The sequence below is a fragment of the Ramlibacter montanisoli genome (assembly GCF_013087525.1).
Taxonomy (GTDB): domain Bacteria; phylum Pseudomonadota; class Gammaproteobacteria; order Burkholderiales; family Burkholderiaceae_C; genus Ramlibacter; species Ramlibacter montanisoli.
The window spans coordinates 3,192,323-3,209,822 of sequence record NZ_JABFCS010000001.1 but is presented as its reverse complement, the minus strand read 5'-3'; the positions used below and the strand labels follow the sequence as shown (position 1 = coordinate 3,209,822).

Below are 17,500 nucleotides of genomic sequence, written 5' to 3'. Positions count from 1 at the left end.
CCAGCGCCGGCGCGGTGTAGGACCTGCGAGCGACACGGCGTCGGGAAGGTCGCGCGCGGCTGGCACGCCGGGGCAGGGGTTTCCCCGTGCGGACCCCCGCCGGCGTGGCTACACTGCGTGGATGGGCTTCCTCCTGTACGGCGGCCTCGGGCTGCTGCCGCTGTGGCTGCTGATCGGCTACGCCTTGCTGGCGCAGCCGGTCGCGCCTGCGGAGCCCACCGGCGCCCTGCTCTGGTGGTCCGTCGGCGCGGTGCCCGCCTGCTTCATGACGCTGATGTTCGCCGAGGCGATCATGGTGTCGCGCGAACGGCGGCACGACCCCTGGCGCCAGCACAAGATCCTGCTGATCGTGGTGCCCATGGTGATCCTGCTGTTCGCCAGCGGCATGACCTGGGAACGGCAGGAGGACGAGCGCATCGCCGAGGAGGCACGCATCACGCGTTTCGTGATCGCCGATGCGGGCGTGAAGTCCTGGCTCGGGCCCGAGGCCAGCGGACAGGTCACGCTCTCGCAACCCAATCCCGACCTCACCGGCGCGCCGCAGCGTTACTGGGTGACGGCCGAAAACGGCGCGCGGCGCGTGCAGGCGGTGGTGGATGCGGACCGGCGCGTGACGCCGTCCCCGCTCACGCTGCTGTGCGTGGAGCGCGAGCTCACGCCGGTGGCGCGCGACAAGCCGCTGCGCTGCCGCCGCTGAACGCTCAGCGCGGCTTGCGCGCGAGCAGGAACAGCACCGATCCCGACCCCGCCACCAGCGCCAGCAGCGTGAAGCCCGCACGGTAGTTGCCGGTCACGTCGGCGAAGGCGCCCGCGATCAGCGGCCCCGCCACCTGTCCCAGCGAGATGATGATCGCCGACAGGCCGAGGATCATGCCGATCGCCTGCAGGCCGAAGTAGTCCGCGCGCAGCGCCTGCATGAAGGGGCCGCGCAGGCCCCAGGCCACGCCGTGCAGCACGGCGAAGGCGCCCAGCATCACCGGGTGCACCGCCCACGTCAGCATCAGCAGGCCGAGCGCGTGCGCCAGCATGCAGCCGGCGGCCACGTGGCGCTTGTTCCAGCGGTCACCCATCGCCGCGCCCAGCAGCACGCCGCATGCCTGCGCCATGGTCATCAGCATGATGACCAGCGAGGCCTGCGGCAGCGTGTAGCCCAGGCCTTCCTTCATGTGCGAGATCGCGTGCACGTTGACGGCGGTGACCACCAGCAGCGCGAAGCCGTGGCCCAGCCCGAGCAGCCAGAAGGCGCGCGTGCGCAGCGCCTCGCCGGCGGTGAAGGAGCGCGCCGGTGCCGGCAGGGTGCCGCCCAACGTGGGTTCGGGCGGCGGCGCGGGCGGCAGGCCGTCCATGGTCTCTCCGATCTCCGCCGGATTGCGCCGGATGATGCGCGCCAGCGGCAGGCCGAGCACCAGCAGCACGGCGCCGGAGTACAGCGCCATGCGCTGCCAGCCGTGGTTCTGCATCACCCAGCCCACCAGCGGCACGGCCAGCCCGCCCGCCGCCAGGCCCAGGCTCATGAGCGACAGCGCACGCGCGCGGCGCCGCTCGAACCAGTGCACCAGCGCCACCGAGAAGGGGAAGTAGCCGCACAGGCTGGCGCCGACCGCGATGACCAGCACCGCACCGTAGAAGTCGCCGAGCGATCCGACCGCGCTCAGCGCGAAGTAGCCGAGGGCCAGCAGCACCACGCCGACCTGCACCATGGCGCGCGGGCCGAAGCGGTCCACCAGCCAGCCGAGCACGGGGCCGAGCAGCGCGCCCTCGATCGACTGCAGCGCCGCGGCGCCGGACAGCGCCGTCTTGCTCCAGCCCTTCTCCTCCGAAAGCATGGCCACGTAGGCCCCGAAAGCCTGCACCAGCAGCGCGGAGTGGAGGAACTGGAGCGCGGCGCCCGCGAAGGAAATGCGCCAGCCGTAGAAGAGTTTCAAGAAGGCACGGGGGTGGAATGCGCCTTCGAGTGTAGCGACCACGCCGTAGGACCTTGGTTGCAGGTGGAAACCCGCATCCGGCTGCGCGGCGGCGGAACCTTGACCGGCGTCAAACACTACATATGGGGTCCAAACATACTCCGGGCCCTATATGTAGTGTGTTGGACAAGAAGGAGGGACCCATGAACACCCCCATGCAACTCGCCCCGCGCGAGGTGATCAAGCGCAACGGCGAGCGCGCCCCGTTCGATGCGAGGAAGATCGAGAACGCGCTGCAGCGCGCCGGTGCCGCCACCGGTGAATTCGACGGTGACGAGGGCGCGCTGCTCTCGGCCCAGGTGCGCAAGGTCCTGATGTTCCGCTTCAACGGGCAGGCACCGCACATCGAGCAGATCCAGGACGTGGTGGAGCAGACTCTGATCGCGGCCAACCACCTCAAGACCGCCCGCGCCTACATCGTCTATCGCGAGAAGCACGCGGCCCTGCGGCGCGGCCGCCAGACCGTGGTGGACGTCGAGGCGTCGATGGGCGAATACCTCTCGCGCTCGGACTGGCGCGTCAACGCCAACGCCAACCAGGGCTACTCGCTCGGCGGCCTGATCCTCAACGTGGCCGGCAAGGTCACGGCCAACTACTGGCTGTCGCACGTGTACACGCCGGAGATCGGCGAGGCGCACCGCAGCGGCGACCTGCACATCCACGACCTGGACATGCTCTCCGGGTACTGCGCCGGCTGGTCGCTGCGCACGCTGCTGCACGAGGGCCTCAACGGCGTGCCGGGCAAGGTGGAGGCGGCCCCGGCGAAGCACATGTCCTCGGCCGTCGGCCAGGTGGTGAACTTCCTGGGCACGCTGCAGAACGAGTGGGCGGGCGCACAGGCCTTCTCCTCCTTCGACACCTACATGGCGCCCTTCATCCGCAAGGATGCGATGACCTATGCGCAGGTGCGCCAGTGCATCCAGGAACTGGTGCACAACCTGAACGTGCCTTCGCGCTGGGGCACGCAGACGCCCTTCACCAACCTCACCTTCGACTGGACCTGCCCCGACGACCTGAAGGAGCAGGTGCCGGTGATCGCCGGCGAGGAGATGCCCTTCTGCTACGGCGACCTGTCCCGCGAGATGGACATGATCAACCGGGCCTTCATCGAGGTGATGACCGAGGGCGACGCCAAGGGCCGCGTCTTCACCTTCCCCATCCCCACCTACAACATCACGCCCGACTTCCCCTGGGAGTCGGAGAACGCGATGCGCCTGTTCGAGATGACGGCCAAGTACGGCCTGCCGTACTTCCAGAACTTCATCAACTCCGAGCTGGAGCCGAACATGGTGCGCTCCATGTGCTGCCGCCTGCAGCTGGATGTGCGCGAGCTGCTCAAGCGCGGCAACGGCCTGTTCGGCAGCGCGGAGCGGAGACCGGCAGCCTCGGCGTGGTGACGGTCAACTGCGCGCGCCTGGGCTACCTGCACCGCGGCGACGAAGCCGGCCTGCTGCGCGCGCTCGACCGCCTGCTGGTGCTGGGCAAGGAAAGCCTGGAGACCAAGCGCAAGCTGATCCAGCGCCTGATGGACCAGGGCCTGTTCCCCTACACCAAGCGCTACCTGGGCACGCTGCGCAATCACTTCTCCACGCTGGGCGTCAACGGCATCAACGAGATGGTGCGCAACTTCAGCGGCGGCGAGCACGACATCACCAGCGAATGGGGCGAGACCTTCGCGCTGCGCCTGCTCGACCACGTGCGCGAGCAGATCGTCGCCTTCCAGGAGGAGACCGGCCACCTGTACAACCTGGAAGCCACGCCGGCCGAAGGCACCACCTACCGCTTCGCGCGCGAGGACCGCAAGCGCTGGCCCGACATCCTGCAGGCCGGCAGCGACACGCAGCCTTACTACACGAACTCCTCGCAGCTGCCGGTGGGCTTCACCGACGATCCCTTCGAGGCCATGATGCGGCAGGAGCAGCTGCAGTCCAAGTACACCGGGGGCACCGTGCTGCACCTGTACATGGGCGAGCGCCTGTCCAGTGCCGAAGCCTGCCGGGCGCTGGTGCAGCGCGCCCTGACGCGCTTCCGGCTGCCCTACATCACGGTCACGCCGACCTTCTCGATCTGCCCCACGCACGGCTACCTGGATGGCGAGCACGCCTTCTGCCCCAAGTGCGACGAGGAGCGGCTCGCGCGCAAGCGCGCCGGCCTGGCCGCCATTGCCTGAACAACGACCCGAGGAGAAGACATGAACGTTCCCGCCCCTGCCAACGACTCCGACTTCGCCGACCTCGTCGAGCTCGCACCTGAATGCGTGGAGCTTTCGGACGAAGAGCGCCAGCCCTGCGAGGTGTGGACGCGCGTGATGGGCTACCACCGCCCGGTCGCGAGCTTCAACACCGGCAAGAAGGGTGAACACCGCGAGCGCCAGTTCTTTGCCGAGCGCAGCTGACCGGCTGCGGATCGGCGGGCTGACCCGCTGGACCAGCATCGACTTCCCCGGCCGGCTGGCGGCCGTGGTGTACCTGCAGGGCTGCCCGTGGCGCTGCAGTTATTGCCACAACCCCGAGCTGCTGGATGCCACCCACGAGGGCCGGCATCCCTGGGCCGAGGTGCGCGATTTCCTGCGGGCGCGGCGCGGCCTGCTCGATGGCGTCGTCTTCTCCGGCGGGGAGCCCACGCTGCAGGCGGGCCTGTGTGACGCGCTCGACGAAGTGCGGAGCATGGGCTTCGAGACCGGCCTGCACACCGGCGGCATGTATCCCGAGCGCCTGGCGCAGCTGCTGCCGCGGCTGGACTGGGTGGGGCTGGACATCAAGGGCCCCTGGGAACGCATCGACGAGATCACCGGCACGCGCGGCTGCTCGCCGCGCGTGAAGGCCTCGCTGTGCCACCTGATCGACAGCGGCGTGGCTTTCGAGTGCCGCACGACCTGGGGCGAGGAGCTGTTCGCCGTCGGCGAGCTGCACGCGCTGTCGGAGCAGCTGGCCAGCCTGGGTGTCCGCCACTGGGCGTTGCAGCAGTGCCGTGGCCCCTCACCTGCGGCACCGCCGGGGGCGCAGGAGATCGCCGCGTTCAGCGCGCGCTTCGAACGCTTCGAGCTGCGCGCGGCCTGACGCGGCCCTGCGCCCACGGCGCCGTCGCCAGCTTCATGCCGGGTGGTCGGACATCAGCTCGGTCTTGCGCGCTTCCAGCTCCTGCGCGAGTTTCACCAGGTCCAGGCCGGAAGTCTCGCGCGCCTTGGGGAACATCTCGCGGCGCTCCTCGCCGACGTGGTGCTCGATGGCCTTCTGCAGATCCTTCATCACTTCGTCGTCGGCCTTGCCGCCTTCGAGCCTGGCGATCAGCTCGCGGGCCTCGTCGTGCTCGTCCTCGGCTTCCTCGATCATGTCGTCGTCGCCGGTGGCGTCCAGGAAGGCCGGGTAGAAGATCTCGTCCTCGATCTGCATGTGGACGCTCAGTTCCTGGGCGATCGTCTGGGCCAGCTGCTGCTTGCGCGCGGTGTCGGCCGATTGGTATTCCTTGAAGAGTTGCTCGACCTTCTTGTGGTCTTCGTCGAGCAGGGTGCAGGCGTCTTGCTGGGGCATGGTGTGGTCCGTTCGTGAGAAGCCACCACGCTAGCGCGCCCTGCCGTGCGACACGAGCAAGCGGCGTCGGCGCTTCATGTAGTCGGCGGCCTACCGGCTACGCGGCGGAGCGGGCGCGGAACTCGCCGGGGCTGACGCCAGCCCAGGCACGGAAGGCGCGCGCGAAGCTCTTCTCGTTGCGGAAGCCCACCGCTGCGGCGACCTGCTTGACCGGCCGGCTGCTGCGATACAGCAGGTCCTTCGCGCGCTCCAGGCGCACTTCGTCCTTGAGCTGCTGCAGGCTCGCGCCTTCCTCCTTGAGCTGGCGGTGCAGCGTGCGCGCCGACACGTGCAGCAGCTGGGCCAGCGCCTCGGCGCTGTGGCTGCGTTCCGGATGGGCCGCCAGCGCCTGCCGCACTTGCGGCACCAGCAGCCGGTCGCGCCGGTACTGCAGCACCGTGATCGAAAGCGCGCGCTGCAGCATCTGCGCCAGCGCCTTCTCGTCGCGCCGCAGCGGCAGGCGCAGGTACTGGGCGTCGAAGCGCACGCCCGCGAGCGGGGCGTCGAAGGCGAGCGGGGCCGGGAACATGTGCGCATACGCATCGGCGTGCGCCGGCTGCGGGAAGGGGAAGAAGGCGCCCTGCAGCGGGATGCGCGAATCGATGTACCAGCAGGCCAGGCCGTGGATGTTGCGCAGGATGAAGGCGATGCCCAGCTCGCGCACCTCCGCCGGCAGCCGTTGCCTTTCTTCCAGCGTGATCTCCGCGGCGCTGCCGTTCACCGCCAGCGCCAGGCGGATGTCGTCCGTGAGCAGCCCGTGGTGGCGGCACCAGCGGCCCAGCGCGACGCCCAGGTTGGGCGCGGTCAGCGAGGCGCGCGCCAGCATGCCGTAGCTGCCCCAGGGCAGGCGTCGGCCGAAGGCGCCCAGCCCTTCGTCGTCCAGTTCCTGCATGGCCGCGCCGGAGAGGATCTCCATCTGGCGCGCGGTCATCCGCCCGTCCGCCTTTTGCAGCTGGGCTGGCGTGATCTGTGCCATCTGCAGGGCCGCGTCGGGGCTCGCCCCATGCCGCCGGTAGGCTGCCGCTATGGCTCGTGCGAACGCCATCGGCGTGGCGGCGGTGTGGGTGCGCTGGCGGGCGGCGGTGGGCATGGCGCAAGTCTAGCGCGCTGGCAGGATTTGCAACCCACCGGGCAGTAGCGGAACGGCAGCAGTGGCTTAAGCTCCGGCCAACACCAGGAGACTGCCGCAGTGCCCGTCATCGAGAGCCAACTCAATCCCCGTTCCGCCGACTTCCAGGCCAACGCGGCCGCCATGCAGGCCCTGGTCGACGACCTGAATGCGCAGGTGGCGCTGCACGCGGCCGGCGGCGGCGAGGTGGCGCGCAGGAAGCACGAGGCGCGCGGCAAGCTGCCGCCGCGCGAGCGCGTGCAGATGCTGCTGGACCCCGGCACGCCCTTCCTGGAGATCGGGCCGCTGGCCGGGCACGGGATGTACCTGGAGAAGGACGGCGTGATGGCCGCCCCCTGCGCCGGGATCATCGCGGGCATCGGCCGCGTGAGCGGCGTGGACTGCATGATCGTGTGCAACGACGCCACCGTGAAGGGCGGCACCTACTACCCGATGACGGTGAAGAAGCACCTGCGGGCGCAGGAGATCGCCGCGCAGAATCGGCTGCCCTGCATCTACCTGGTGGACTCGGGCGGCGCGAACCTGCCGAACCAGGACGAAGTCTTCCCCGACCGCGAGCACTTCGGCCGCATCTTCTACAACCAGGCCAACCTGTCGGCGCAGGGCATCGCCCAGGTCGCGGTGGTGATGGGGTCCTGCACGGCCGGCGGCGCCTACGTGCCGCCGGCGATGAGCGACGAGACCATCATCGTCAAGGAGCAGGGCACCATCTTCCTGGGCGGCCCGCCGCTGGTGAAGGCCGCCACCGGCGAGGTGGTGAGCGCGGAGGACCTGGGCGGCGGCGACGTGCACACGCGCCTGTCCGGCGTGGCCGACCACCTGGCGATGAACGACGAGCACGCGCTGGCGCTGGCGCGCCAGGTGCTGGCCACGCTCAACCGCGCCAAGCAGCCGCCGGTGCAGCTGCGCAAGCCGCAGCCGCCGAAGTACGAGGGCCGCGAGCTCTACGGCGTGATCCCCACCGACAACCGCAAGCCCTTCGACGTGCGCGAGATCATCGCCCGCATCATCGACGGCTCGGAGTTCCACGAGTTCAAGGCGCGCTACGGCACCACCCTGGTGTGCGGCTTCGCGCACGTGGAAGGCATGCCGGTGGGCATCATCGCCAACAACGGCATCCTGTTCTCGGAGTCGGCGCAGAAGGGCGCCCACTTCATCGAGCTGTGCTGCCAGCGCAAGGTGCCGCTGGTGTTCCTGCAGAACATCACCGGCTTCATGGTCGGCCGCAAGTACGAGAGCGAGGGCATCGCGCGCCACGGCGCCAAGATGGTGACGGCGGTGGCGACGGCCAGCGTGCCCAAGTTCACCATCATCATCGGCGGCAGCTACGGCGCCGGCAACTACGGCATGTGCGGCCGCGCCTATTCGCCGCGCTTCCTCTGGACCTGGCCGAGCGCGCGCACCTGCGTGATGGGCGCGGAGCAGGCGGCCAGCGTGCTGGCGACGGTCAAGCGCGACGGCATCGAGTCGCGCGGCGGCCAGTGGAGCGCCGAGGAGGAAGCGGCCTTCCGCCAGCCGATCCTCGACCAGTTCGGCCGCCAGTCGCATCCCTACTACTCGAGCGCGCGCCTGTGGGACGATGGCGTGATCGACCCGGCCGACACCCGCCGCGTGCTCGCGCTGGGCCTGTCGGCCACCATGAACGCGCCGATCGGCGAGCCGAAGTTCGGCGTGTTCCGGATGTGACGCGGTGAGCAACGCCTCGATCTACGACACCCCCGAGCACGAGCTGCTGCGCGACCAGGTGGCGCGCTTCATCGCCCGCGAGGTCGAGCCGCACGGGCAGCAGTGGGAGGAGCAGGGCTTCGTGCCGCGCGAGGTGCTGCGCCGCATGGGCGCGGCCGGCATGCTCGGCCTGATGTTCGAGCCGGCCTACGGCGGCGGCGGCGCGGACGCGCTCACCAATGTGGTGTTCGCCGAGGCCCTGTCGCAGTCCACCTTTGCCGGCTTCATCATCACCGTGCTGGTGCACACCGACATGGCCGGGCCACACCTGCACCATGCGGGCAGCGCGGCGCAGAAGGACAGGTACCTGCGGCAGGTGACGGCGGGCGAGAAGATCTGCGCGGTGGCGATCACCGAGCCCGGCGCGGGCTCCGACGTGGCGGGCATCCGCACGAGCGCGCGGCGCGAGGGCGATCACTGGGTGCTGAACGGCAGCAAGATGTTCATCACCAACGGCGTGCACGCGGACCTGTACTTCGTCGCCGCGAAATCCGGGCCGGGCAAGCGCGAGGTCTCGATGTTCATCGTCGAGAAGGGCACGCCGGGCTTCAGCGTCGGGCGCGCCCTGAAGAAGTCCGGCTGGCTGTCCTCGGACACCGCGGAGCTGGTGTTCGACAACGTGCGGATTCCCGCGGCCAACCTGCTGGGCGAGGAAGGCAGGGGCTTCTACTCGGTGATGAAGAACTTCCAGACCGAGCGCATCGCCCTGGCCGCGATGGCCGTGGGCCACTGCCAGCAGGCCCTGAAGCTCACGCTGGACTACGTGCGGCAGAGGCAGGCCTTCGGCGGGCCGCTGTGGGACCAGCAGGTGATCCGGCAGCGGCTGTCGATGCTGGACGCGAAGACGCGCGCAGCCCGGCAGTTCATGTACCACTGCGCCTGGCGCGTCACGCAAGGGCACGAGATCGTGCAGGATGTGTCCATGCTCAAGGCGCTCACGGGCGAGCTGGTCAACGAGGTGGTGCAGGCCTGCCAGCAGTTCCATGGCGGCATGGGCTACATCCGCGAGACCGCCATCGAGCGGCTGTGGCGCGACGCGCGCGTGCTGGCCATCGGCGGCGGCGCCACCGAAGTGATGCTGGAAGAAGTCGCCAAGCGCTATTAGGAAGTACCGATGAAACACCTGGAACTGCAGTTCGACCGCGGCGTGGAGACCGTCACGCTCAACCGGCCCGAAGTGCGCAACGCCTTCAACGACGAGGTCATCGCCGAACTCACGGCGGTGTTCGCCGAGCTCGGCAAGCGCGCGGAAGTGCGCTGCGTGGTGCTGGCGGCCAACGGGCCGGCCTTCTGCGCCGGCGCCGACCTGAACTGGATGAAGCGCATGGCGGGCTACACGCGCGAGGAGAACCTGGCCGACGCCTCGCAGCTCGCGCGCATGCTGGAAGTGATCTTCCATTGCCCCAAGCCCACCATCGCCAAGGTGCAGGGCGACGTGTACGCCGGCGGCACCGGGGCTGGTGGCGGCCTGCGACATGGCGGTGTCCGTGGACAGCGCGCAGTTCTGCCTGAGCGAAGTGAAGCTGGGCCTGATCCCCGCCACCATCAGCCCCTACGTGATCCGTGCCATGGGCGCGCGCGCCGCGCACCGCTATTTCCTGACCGCCGAGCGCTTCGGCGCTGCCGAGGCGCTGCGCATCGGCTTCGTGCACGAGGTGGTGAAGGCGGAGGAGCTGGACGCGAAGACCGCGGACATCGCGCAGGCGCTGGTGAACGCCGGCCCCGAGGCCGTGAAGGCCTGCAAGAAGCTGCTGCACGACGTGGCCGGCCACGAGATCAGCGCGGGACTGGTGCGCCGCACGGTGGAAGGCATCGCCGACATCCGCGCCAGCGACGAAGGCCGCGAAGGCATCCAGTCCTTCCTGGGCAAGCGCAAGCCCAACTGGTTGCTGGGAAGCTGAGATGCTCGAATCGCTCGGCAACCTGGTCGACACGCCGCAGCTCGTTGCGCTGGCGGCGGCGCTCGGCTGGGCGAGCGGCTTCCGGCTCTATGCCGCCGTGTTCCTGACCGGCATGGCCGGCTGGCTCGGATGGATCCCGCTGCCGCCGGGCCTGCAGGTGCTGCAGCATCCCGGCGTGCTGTTCGCCAGCGGCTTCATGCTGTTCGCGGAGTTCTTCGCCGACAAGATCCCCCTGGTGGATTCCATGTGGGATGCGGTGCACACGGTGATCCGCATCCCGGCCGGCGCCGCGCTGGCGGCCGGCGCGCTGGGTGCGGACAGCCAGGCGATGACCTGGATCGCGGCGCTGCTGGGCGGCAGCCTGGCCGCGACCAGCCACGCCACCAAGATGACCACGCGGGCGGCGGTGAACACCTCGCCCGAGCCCTTCTCGAACATCGGCGTGTCGCTGCTGGAAGACGGGCTGGTGGTGTTCATGCTGTGGCTGTCGGCCACGCACCCGGTGATCTTCGCGATGGTGCTGGTGATCAGCATCGTGCTCGCGGTGATCCTGCTCGTGGTGCTGTTCAAGTTCCTGCGCACGGTGGTGCGCGGGTTGGGTGAGTTCTTCAAGGGGCGGCCCTTGCCGCGGGAGCTGGGTTGATGTTCAGGAAAATTCTCATCGCCAACCGCGGCGAAATCGCCTGCCGCGTCGCGGCCACGGCGCGCCGCATGGCGATCCAGACGGTCGCCGTGTATTCCGACGCCGACGCGCACGCCAAGCACGTGCAGGCCTGCGACGAGGCGGTGCACATCGGCGGCAGCGCGCCCAAGGACAGCTACCTGCGCTGGGAGCGGATCATCGAGGCGGCCAAGGCCACGGGCGCACAGGCGATCCATCCGGGCTACGGCTTCCTGAGCGAGAACGAAGGCTTCGCCGCCGCGTGCGCGGAAGCGGGCCTGGTGTTCATCGGCCCGCCGGCTTCCGCCATCCAGGCCATGGGCCTGAAGGCGGAGTCCAAGCAGCTGATGGAAAAGGCGGGCGTGCCGCTGGTGCCCGGCTACCACGGCGCCGACCAGGATCCCGCGCTGCTGCAGCGCGAGGCCGACCGCATCGGCTACCCGGTCCTGATCAAGGCCAGCGCCGGCGGCGGCGGCAAGGGCATGCGCGCGGTGGACCAGGCCGAGGACTTCGCCGCGGCGCTGGCCTCGTGCCAGCGCGAGGCGCGCAACAGCTTCGGCGACGAGGCCGTGCTGGTGGAGAAGTACGTCACCCGACCGCGCCACATCGAGATCCAGGTGTTCGGCGACACCCAGGGCAACTACGTGTACCTGTTCGAGCGCGACTGCTCGGTGCAGCGGCGCCACCAGAAGGTGCTGGAGGAAGCGCCGGCACCGGGCATGACCGAAGCGATGCGCCGCCGCATGGGCGAGGCCGCCGTCGCGGCGGCACGCGCGGTGAGCTACGTCGGCGCCGGCACCGTGGAGTTCATCGTGGAGCAGCGCCATGGCGAGATGAACTTCTTCTTCATGGAGATGAACACCCGCCTGCAGGTGGAGCATCCGGTGACGGAAGCGATCACCGGCCTCGACCTGGTCGAGTGGCAGCTGCGCGTGGCGTCCGGCGAGCCGCTGCCGCTGCGCCAGGAGGACCTGCGCATCCGCGGCCACGCGATCGAGGCCCGGATCTGCGCCGAGAACCCCGACAACAACTTCCTGCCCGCCACCGGCACGCTGCACGTGTACCGCAAGCCGCCGGCCGCGGCCTTCCTGCGCGGGAGCGTGCGGGTGGACGACGGCGTGCGCGAGGGCGATGCGATCTCGCCCTTCTACGACTCGATGATCGCCAAGCTGATCGTGCACGGCGCCACGCGCGAGGAAGCGCTGGCCCGCCTGGACGAGGCGCTGGCCGCGACCCACATCGTGGGCCTGAGCACCAACGTGCAGTTCCTGCGCCAGGTGGTGAAGAGCCGCTCGTTCGCGCAGGCGGACCTGGACACGGCGCTGATCCAGCGGGAGGCGGCGGTGCTGTTCCACCAGCAGCCGGTGGGCTTCGAGCTCGCCGCGGCCTGCGGTGGCCAAGACGCTGAGCGACGAACGCGCGCAGGCGGGCGACGATCCGTTCAGCCGGCGCGATGCCTGGCGCTCGCACGGCACGGCCGTGCGGCGGCTGGAATTCGATTTCCACGGCCGCCACACCAAGGCGGAGCTCACCACGCTGCACGACGGCTCGCTGCTGCTGGCGGTGGAGGGGCAGCCGTCGCGGCTGTCCTTCCGCGTGGCGGGCGAGGCGATCGAGGTGCGCTACGGCAACCAGCACACCCGCGCGGTGGTGTACACGCTGGGCGAGACGGACCACGTGTTCACCGCCGCGGGCGCGGCGCAGATCGTGGCGATCGACCTGCTCGCGCATGCCGGCGACCATGCCGCCGAGAGCGGCCGACTCACCGCGCCGATGCCGGGCAAGGTGGTTTCCTTCGCGGTGAAGGCGGGCGACAAGGTGAGCAAGGGCCAGGCGCTGGCCGTGATGGAGGCGATGAAGATGGAACACACCATCGCCGCGCCGGCGGACGGACGGACGGTGGCGGAGGTGCTGTATGCGCCGGGGGACCAGGTGGCGGAGGGGGCGGAGCTGCTGAAGCTGGCGGCTTGAGAATGTCGGGGTTCGGGCTTCGCCGCTCACCCCGACCTACATGCGCTGGGGTTCGGCGTGCGCCTCACCGCCAGCCTACGGGGAGATCCGTTCGTAGGCTGGTGGTGAGCGAAGCGAACCCCAGCTACATCCCGATCCGCGGCGCCGCCTTCAACACCGCTTCCAGCTCCTGCTTCCAGAACCTCGCATTCGCCGTCGTGCCATGCCCCAGCGTCTGCTCGCTCACCGGGATCATGTAGGCGCGTCCGTTCTTCACGCGCTTGATCTCGCGGTCCAGGATGCCGAGTTCGACCGGGTTGCGCTCGTCGTCGGCGGAGTTGATCGCCAGCAGCGTCGCCGTGATCTTCTCCAGGCCGCCCGAGGGGTTGTAGTCGGCGGACGATTCCCACTGCAGCAGGTGGTCGTTGGCATCGCCGTTGAAGGGCCCTTCAGCCGCGCGTCCAGCGCGGCGTCGGCCCGCTCGCGGTTCGGCCCGTTGCGCATGTACGAGTGGTTGCCGCCGTTGGTGGCCGTGGCGAAGAACACCGAGGCGAACTGCAGGCTGGGCGGCTGGGTCGTGTAGTTGCCGTTGTTCCAGGCCGGGTCGCGCCGGATCGCTTCGGTCAGCAGCCGGCGCAGCATCCAGTTGCGGCCCGACATGCCGGTGGGCAGCGACGCCATCGGCACCGCCACGTCCATGAAGCCCGGGTACTTCTGCGCCCACATCCAGGTCTGCATGCCGCCCATGGAATTGCCGATCACCAGCCGCAGGTGCTTGACGCCCAGGTGCTCGCGCACCAGGCGGTACTGCGCCTCTACCATGTCCTCGTAGTTGTACTTGGGGAAACCCATGCGCAGGCCGTCGGAGGGCTTGCTGGAGCGGCCGGTGCCGATCGCATCCGGCAGGATGATGAAGTACTTGCTCGCGTCCAGCGGCTGGCCGGCGCCGAACAGCTCGCCCGCGAAGTTGGGGTTCAGCATGGAAGCTGCGGAACCGGTGGTGCCGTGCAGCACCAGCACCGGTTCGCCCGTGGGCTCGCCGACCGTGCTGTACGCGAGCTTCAGTTCGGGCAGCACCTGCCCGGTGTGGAAGCGGAAGTCCTTCACCGTCCAAACGCCGTGCCTGGGCGCCGGGTAATCGGCAGCGATCGCCTGGAAGGCGAACAGCAGCCAGGCAAGGGCGAGCCAGAGGCCGCGCGGGAGGAAGCGCTTCATGTTGTCTCCTGTCTGGGTGGAAATGCAGCCGTCCCAGCTTCGCACTCCCGGCGCCCCAGCGTCAAGACTCCTCCACAATAAGGACGATGCGCCTCACCGTCTGCTGCACCGACACCAAGATCCCGCCCTGGCTGGAAGGCCTGCGCGCCGCCTTGCCCGGCGCGGAGGTCGCCGAATGGCAACCGGGCGCGCCGCAGGCGGACCATGCGGTGGTCTGGGCGCCGCCGCAGCGGTTCCTGGACGAGCAGCCGGGGCTCAAGGGCATCTTCAACATCGGCGCCGGCGTCGACGCGCTCATGAAGCTGCGCCTGCCGCCCGGCGCGCTGCTGGTGCGGCTGGACGACGCCGGCATGTCGGCGCAGATGGCGGAGTTCGTCTGCCACTACGTGATCCGCCAGTTCCGCGAGCTCGACGGCTACGAGGCCGATACCGCGGCCGGCAAGTGGAGCTTCCGCAAGCCGCGCTCGCGCGCCGGCTTCCCCGTCGGCGTGATGGGCCTGGGCGTGCTGGGCCAGCGGGTGGCGCAGGCGCTGGCGGCCTTCGAGTTCCCGGTGCGTGGCTGGAGCCGCTCCGGCAAGGAGGTCGCGGGGGTGGAGTGCTTCGCGGGCGAAGGGCAGTTCGATGCCTTCCTTTCCGGCACGCGCGTGCTGGTGAACCTGCTGCCGCTGACCCCCGAGACCGAAAACATCCTCGACCGCCGAGTGCTGTCGCGGCTGCAGCCCGGTGGCTTCGTCATCAACGTCGCGCGCGGCGCGCACCTGGTCGACGAGGACCTGCTGTCCTTGCTCGACAGCGGCCACCTGGCCGGCGCGGTGCTGGACGTGTTCCGCGAGGAGCCGCTGCCCGCCGGCCACCCCTTCTGGCAGCACCCGAAAGTCGTGGTGACGCCCCACACCTCGGCGCGCACGCTGCGCGACGAGAGCATCGCGCAGATCGCGCGCAAGATCCGCGCGCTGGAGCGCGGAGAACCCATTGCCGGCGTGGTTGACCGGGACAAAGGATACTGAAGCCATGAAATTCCCCAGCAAAGTGAAGCTCGTCGACGTGGGCCCGCGCGACGGCCTGCAGAACGAGAAGGAGCCGGTGCCGGCCGCGGTGAAGATCGAACTGGTGCACCGCCTGCAGGACGCCGGCCTGACCGAGATCGAGGTCACCAGCTTCGTGTCGCCCAAGTGGGTGCCGCAGATGGCCGACAACGCGGAGGTGATGGCTGGCATCCGCCGCAAGCCGGGCGTGCGCTACTCGGTGCTGACGCCCAACATGAAGGGCTTCGAGGCCGCGGTGGCGAGCAAGCCGGACGAGATCGTGGTGTTCGGCGCGGCCAGCGAGGCCTTCAGCCAGCGCAACATCAACTGCTCGATCGCCGAGAGCATGGAACGCTTCGCGCCGGTGGTGCAGGCCGCGCGCGCCCAGGGCATCTTCGTGCGCGGCGCGATCTCGGTCGCGGTGGGATGCCCCTACCAGGGCGAGGTGGACCCGCAGGGCGTGGAACTGGTCGCGCGGCTGATGAAGGAAATCGGCGTGCAGCACTGCGGCGTGGCCGACACCATCGGCGTCGGCACGCCGCGCAAGGTGCAGGCCGCGATGGAGGCGGCGCTCAGGCACTACGCGATCGACGACCTCTCGGGCCACTTCCACGACACCTACGGCCAGGCGCTGGTGAACACCATGGCCTGCCTGGAACTGGGCATCTGGCAGTACGACTCCTCGGTGGCCGGCCTCGGCGGCTGCCCCTATGCCAAGGGCGCGACGGGCAACGTGGCGACGGAGGACGTCGTGTACATGCTGCGCGGGATGGAGATCGACACCGGCATCGACCTCGACAAGCTGATCGACGCCGGCAAGTACATCAGCGATTACCTGGGCCGCAAGCCGAACTCGCGGGCGGCGACGGCGATCCTGAACAAGCGCGCCGGCTGACGATGTGCGGCGCCGAACTCAGCTCCCTTCCCGAAGGCGTGCAGCGCGTCGCGCGGGCCTTGCAGGATGCCGGCCATCCGCATGCGCCGCGCATGCTGGATGACGCCGCGCGCACCGCGCAGCAGGCGGCCGACGCGCTGGGCATCCAGGTCGGGCAGATCGCCAAGAGCATCATCTTCCGCCGCAAGTCCGACGACGCCGCCGTGCTGGTGATCGCTTCGGGCGATCGCCGCGTCGACGAGAAGAAGGTCGATGCCATCGTCGGCAAGACCGGCCGCGCGGACGCCGAGTTCGTGAAGGCCAGGACCGGCTTTTCCATCGGCGGCGTGTCGCCGATCGCGCACGCGCAGGCGCCCGTGACCCTGATCGACCGCGAGCTGTTCCGCTTCGAGGAGATCTGGGCGGCGGCCGGCCATCCGCACGGCGTGTTCAAGCTGCGGCCGCAGGACCTGGAGAAGCTGACCGGCGCGCCGGTGGCCGACGTGGTGCGGCAGGACGCCGCATGAATTCGGCGCGCGAGCTGCTGCTGGAACACGCGCGTGAACTCGAAGCCGGCGGCTTCGTGCCGTCCCCGTGCATCTCGGTGTGCCGCATGGACGCGTCCAGCGGGCTGTGCGAAGGCTGCTTCCGCACGCTGGACGAGGTCGCCTCCTGGGCCATGGCCTCCGACGAGGAGAAGCGCGCGGTTTGGAAGCTGCTGGTCGAAAGGGCGCAAGGGGCATGAAGCACATCACCTTCTGGTTCGACTTCATCTCGCCCTACGCCTACCTCGCGTTCGAGAAGCTGCCCGAGGCGCTCAAGGGCCTGGGCTACGAGGTCGAGTACCGGCCCGTGCTGTTCGCCGGCTTCCTCAAGCACCACGGGCAGCTGGGTCCGGCGGAGATCGCCCCCAAGCGGGACTGGACCTACCGCCAGGTGCTGTGGCTGGCGCACGCGCACGGCATCCCGCTGCAGATGCCGGCGGCGCACCCTTTCAACCCGCTGGGTGCCTTGCGGCTCGCGCTGGCCTGCGGCAGCGAAGGGCGCGTGAACCGCTACGTGGCCGAGAGCGTGTTCCGCCACGTGTGGCGCGGCGGGGCCGATGCCGCCGATGCGCAGCGCCTCGCGCAGCTGCGCGCCGAGCTGCAGCCGCAGCGCGATCCCGACAGCGCCGAAGTGAAGGCCGAACTCAAGGCCAACACCGATGCCGCCATCGCCCGCGGCCTGTTCGGCGTGCCGACGATGGAGGTGGACGGCAGGCTGTTCTGGGGCTTCGACGGGCTGCCGATGCTGCGGGAGTACCTCGAAGGCCACGCCTGGTTCGCTTCGGGGGCCTGGGAAGCCGCTGCCGGCGTGCCGGCGGGCAAGACGCGCTCCTGACTACGGGAAAACACCGAGGAGATTCCCTTGCACGCCGGGCGCGGGTTAACCCGCGCGATCGGGGCCAAGGACGCGCTGGAATCCGCATCGTGAAACCAACTGCGCGG

General features: G+C 69.7%; 16 protein-coding genes and 3 pseudogenes. 14 read left to right on the top strand and 5 right to left on the bottom strand.

The annotated features are described in order from the left end of the window. Positions 1 to 121: 121 nt before the first annotated feature. Positions 122 to 697, top strand: coding sequence for a hypothetical protein (locus tag HK415_RS15805; RefSeq protein ID WP_171561021.1), 576 nt, complete (start codon positions 122 to 124; stop codon positions 695 to 697). 4 nt (positions 698 to 701) lie between these two features. Here HK415_RS15805 and HK415_RS15800 read toward each other — a convergent pair whose 3' ends face one another. Next, a complete protein-coding gene (locus HK415_RS15800; protein ID WP_171561020.1) occupies positions 702 to 1,925 on the bottom strand; it encodes an MFS transporter in 1,224 nt (407 codons plus the stop codon). Positions 1,926 to 2,107: 182 nt separating this feature from the next. On the opposite strand from HK415_RS15800, the pseudogene HK415_RS26475 reads away from it, so the two are divergent. From HK415_RS26475 to HK415_RS15785, 3 genes and pseudogenes are all read left to right on the top strand, one after another. After that, positions 2,108 to 4,134: pseudogene (locus HK415_RS26475) on the top strand (ribonucleoside triphosphate reductase). Between the two features lie 21 nt (positions 4,135 to 4,155). Continuing rightward, positions 4,156 to 4,359, top strand: coding sequence for an anaerobic ribonucleoside-triphosphate reductase (gene nrdD, locus HK415_RS26470; protein ID WP_171561018.1), 204 nt, complete (start codon positions 4,156 to 4,158; stop codon positions 4,357 to 4,359). Continuing rightward, complete coding sequence (locus tag HK415_RS15785; protein ID WP_309246715.1) at positions 4,319 to 5,023, top strand: anaerobic ribonucleoside-triphosphate reductase activating protein; 705 nt, start codon at positions 4,319 to 4,321, stop codon at positions 5,021 to 5,023. The genes nrdD and HK415_RS15785 overlap by 41 nt, the downstream gene beginning before the upstream one ends. Positions 5,024 to 5,056: 33 nt before the next feature. On the opposite strand, the gene HK415_RS15780 is transcribed toward HK415_RS15785, so the two are convergent. Further along, positions 5,057 to 5,494: a hemerythrin domain-containing protein gene (locus HK415_RS15780; RefSeq protein WP_171561017.1), complete on the bottom strand. Its 438-nt coding sequence runs from the start codon at positions 5,492 to 5,494 to the stop codon at positions 5,057 to 5,059. Positions 5,495 to 5,591: 97 nt separating this feature from the next. Then, the gene (locus HK415_RS15775) at positions 5,592 to 6,623 is read right to left on the bottom strand and encodes an AraC family transcriptional regulator (protein ID WP_253261909.1); all 1,032 of its coding nucleotides are present in this window, start codon (positions 6,621 to 6,623) and stop codon (positions 5,592 to 5,594) included. A 162-nt stretch (positions 6,624 to 6,785) separates the two neighbouring features. Here HK415_RS15775 and HK415_RS15770 point away from each other — a divergent pair, with 162 nt between their 5' ends. The 5 genes and pseudogenes from HK415_RS15770 (at position 6,786) to HK415_RS15750 (ending at position 12,920) form a co-directional block, all read left to right on the top strand. Beyond that, positions 6,786 to 8,348, top strand: coding sequence for a carboxyl transferase domain-containing protein (locus HK415_RS15770; RefSeq protein ID WP_216370006.1), 1,563 nt, complete (start codon positions 6,786 to 6,788; stop codon positions 8,346 to 8,348). A 4-nt stretch (positions 8,349 to 8,352) separates the two neighbouring features. Continuing rightward, on the top strand, positions 8,353 to 9,492 hold the full coding sequence (locus HK415_RS15765) for an acyl-CoA dehydrogenase family protein (RefSeq protein WP_171561015.1): 1,140 nt from the start codon (positions 8,353 to 8,355) through the stop codon (positions 9,490 to 9,492). A gap of 9 nt (positions 9,493 to 9,501) precedes the next feature. Further along, positions 9,502 to 10,288 (top strand): annotated as a pseudogene (locus HK415_RS15760) (enoyl-CoA hydratase/isomerase family protein). A gap of 1 nt (position 10,289) precedes the next feature. Continuing rightward, a complete protein-coding gene (locus HK415_RS15755; protein WP_171561014.1) occupies positions 10,290 to 10,931 on the top strand; it encodes a DUF4126 domain-containing protein in 642 nt (213 codons plus the stop codon). Next, a pseudogene (locus HK415_RS15750) lies at positions 10,931 to 12,920 on the top strand (acetyl/propionyl/methylcrotonyl-CoA carboxylase subunit alpha). Before HK415_RS15755 ends, HK415_RS15750 begins: the two are co-directional and overlap by 1 nt. 124 nt (positions 12,921 to 13,044) lie before the next feature. On the opposite strand, the gene HK415_RS25925 reads toward HK415_RS15750, so the two are convergent. Together HK415_RS25925 and HK415_RS15745 are read right to left on the bottom strand one after the other, a co-directional pair. Then, positions 13,045 to 13,176 (bottom strand): hypothetical protein, encoded by a 132-nt coding sequence (locus tag HK415_RS25925; RefSeq protein ID WP_256373057.1) that lies wholly within the window; start codon positions 13,174 to 13,176, stop codon positions 13,045 to 13,047. Beyond that, a complete protein-coding gene (locus HK415_RS15745; RefSeq protein ID WP_253261908.1) occupies positions 13,173 to 14,114 on the bottom strand; it encodes an alpha/beta fold hydrolase in 942 nt (313 codons plus the stop codon). Before HK415_RS15745 ends, HK415_RS25925 begins: the two co-directional genes overlap by 4 nt. Positions 14,115 to 14,200: 86 nt before the next feature. On the opposite strand from HK415_RS15745, the gene HK415_RS15740 reads away from it, so the two are divergent. From HK415_RS15740 to HK415_RS15720, 5 genes are read left to right on the top strand one after another with little or no spacing between them, the layout of a single operon-like run. Continuing rightward, positions 14,201 to 15,121, top strand: a complete 921-nt coding sequence (locus HK415_RS15740; RefSeq protein WP_171561013.1) for a 2-hydroxyacid dehydrogenase — start codon at positions 14,201 to 14,203, stop codon at positions 15,119 to 15,121. Positions 15,122 to 15,125: 4 nt separating this feature from the next. Further along, positions 15,126 to 16,034 carry a hydroxymethylglutaryl-CoA lyase gene (locus HK415_RS15735; RefSeq protein ID WP_171561012.1) on the top strand — a complete coding sequence of 303 codons (909 nt, stop codon included), beginning with the start codon at positions 15,126 to 15,128 and terminating at the stop codon, positions 16,032 to 16,034. A 2-nt stretch (positions 16,035 to 16,036) separates the two neighbouring features. After that, positions 16,037 to 16,540, top strand: a complete 504-nt coding sequence (locus tag HK415_RS15730) for a YbaK/EbsC family protein (RefSeq protein ID WP_171561011.1) — start codon at positions 16,037 to 16,039, stop codon at positions 16,538 to 16,540. Next, positions 16,537 to 16,758: a DUF1289 domain-containing protein gene (locus HK415_RS15725; protein ID WP_171561010.1), complete on the top strand. Its 222-nt coding sequence runs from the start codon at positions 16,537 to 16,539 to the stop codon at positions 16,756 to 16,758. Before HK415_RS15730 ends, HK415_RS15725 begins: the two co-directional genes overlap by 4 nt. Beyond that, positions 16,755 to 17,393, top strand: a complete 639-nt coding sequence (locus HK415_RS15720) for a 2-hydroxychromene-2-carboxylate isomerase (protein WP_171561009.1) — start codon at positions 16,755 to 16,757, stop codon at positions 17,391 to 17,393. Before HK415_RS15725 ends, HK415_RS15720 begins: the two co-directional genes overlap by 4 nt. Positions 17,394 to 17,500: the final 107 nt, after the last annotated feature.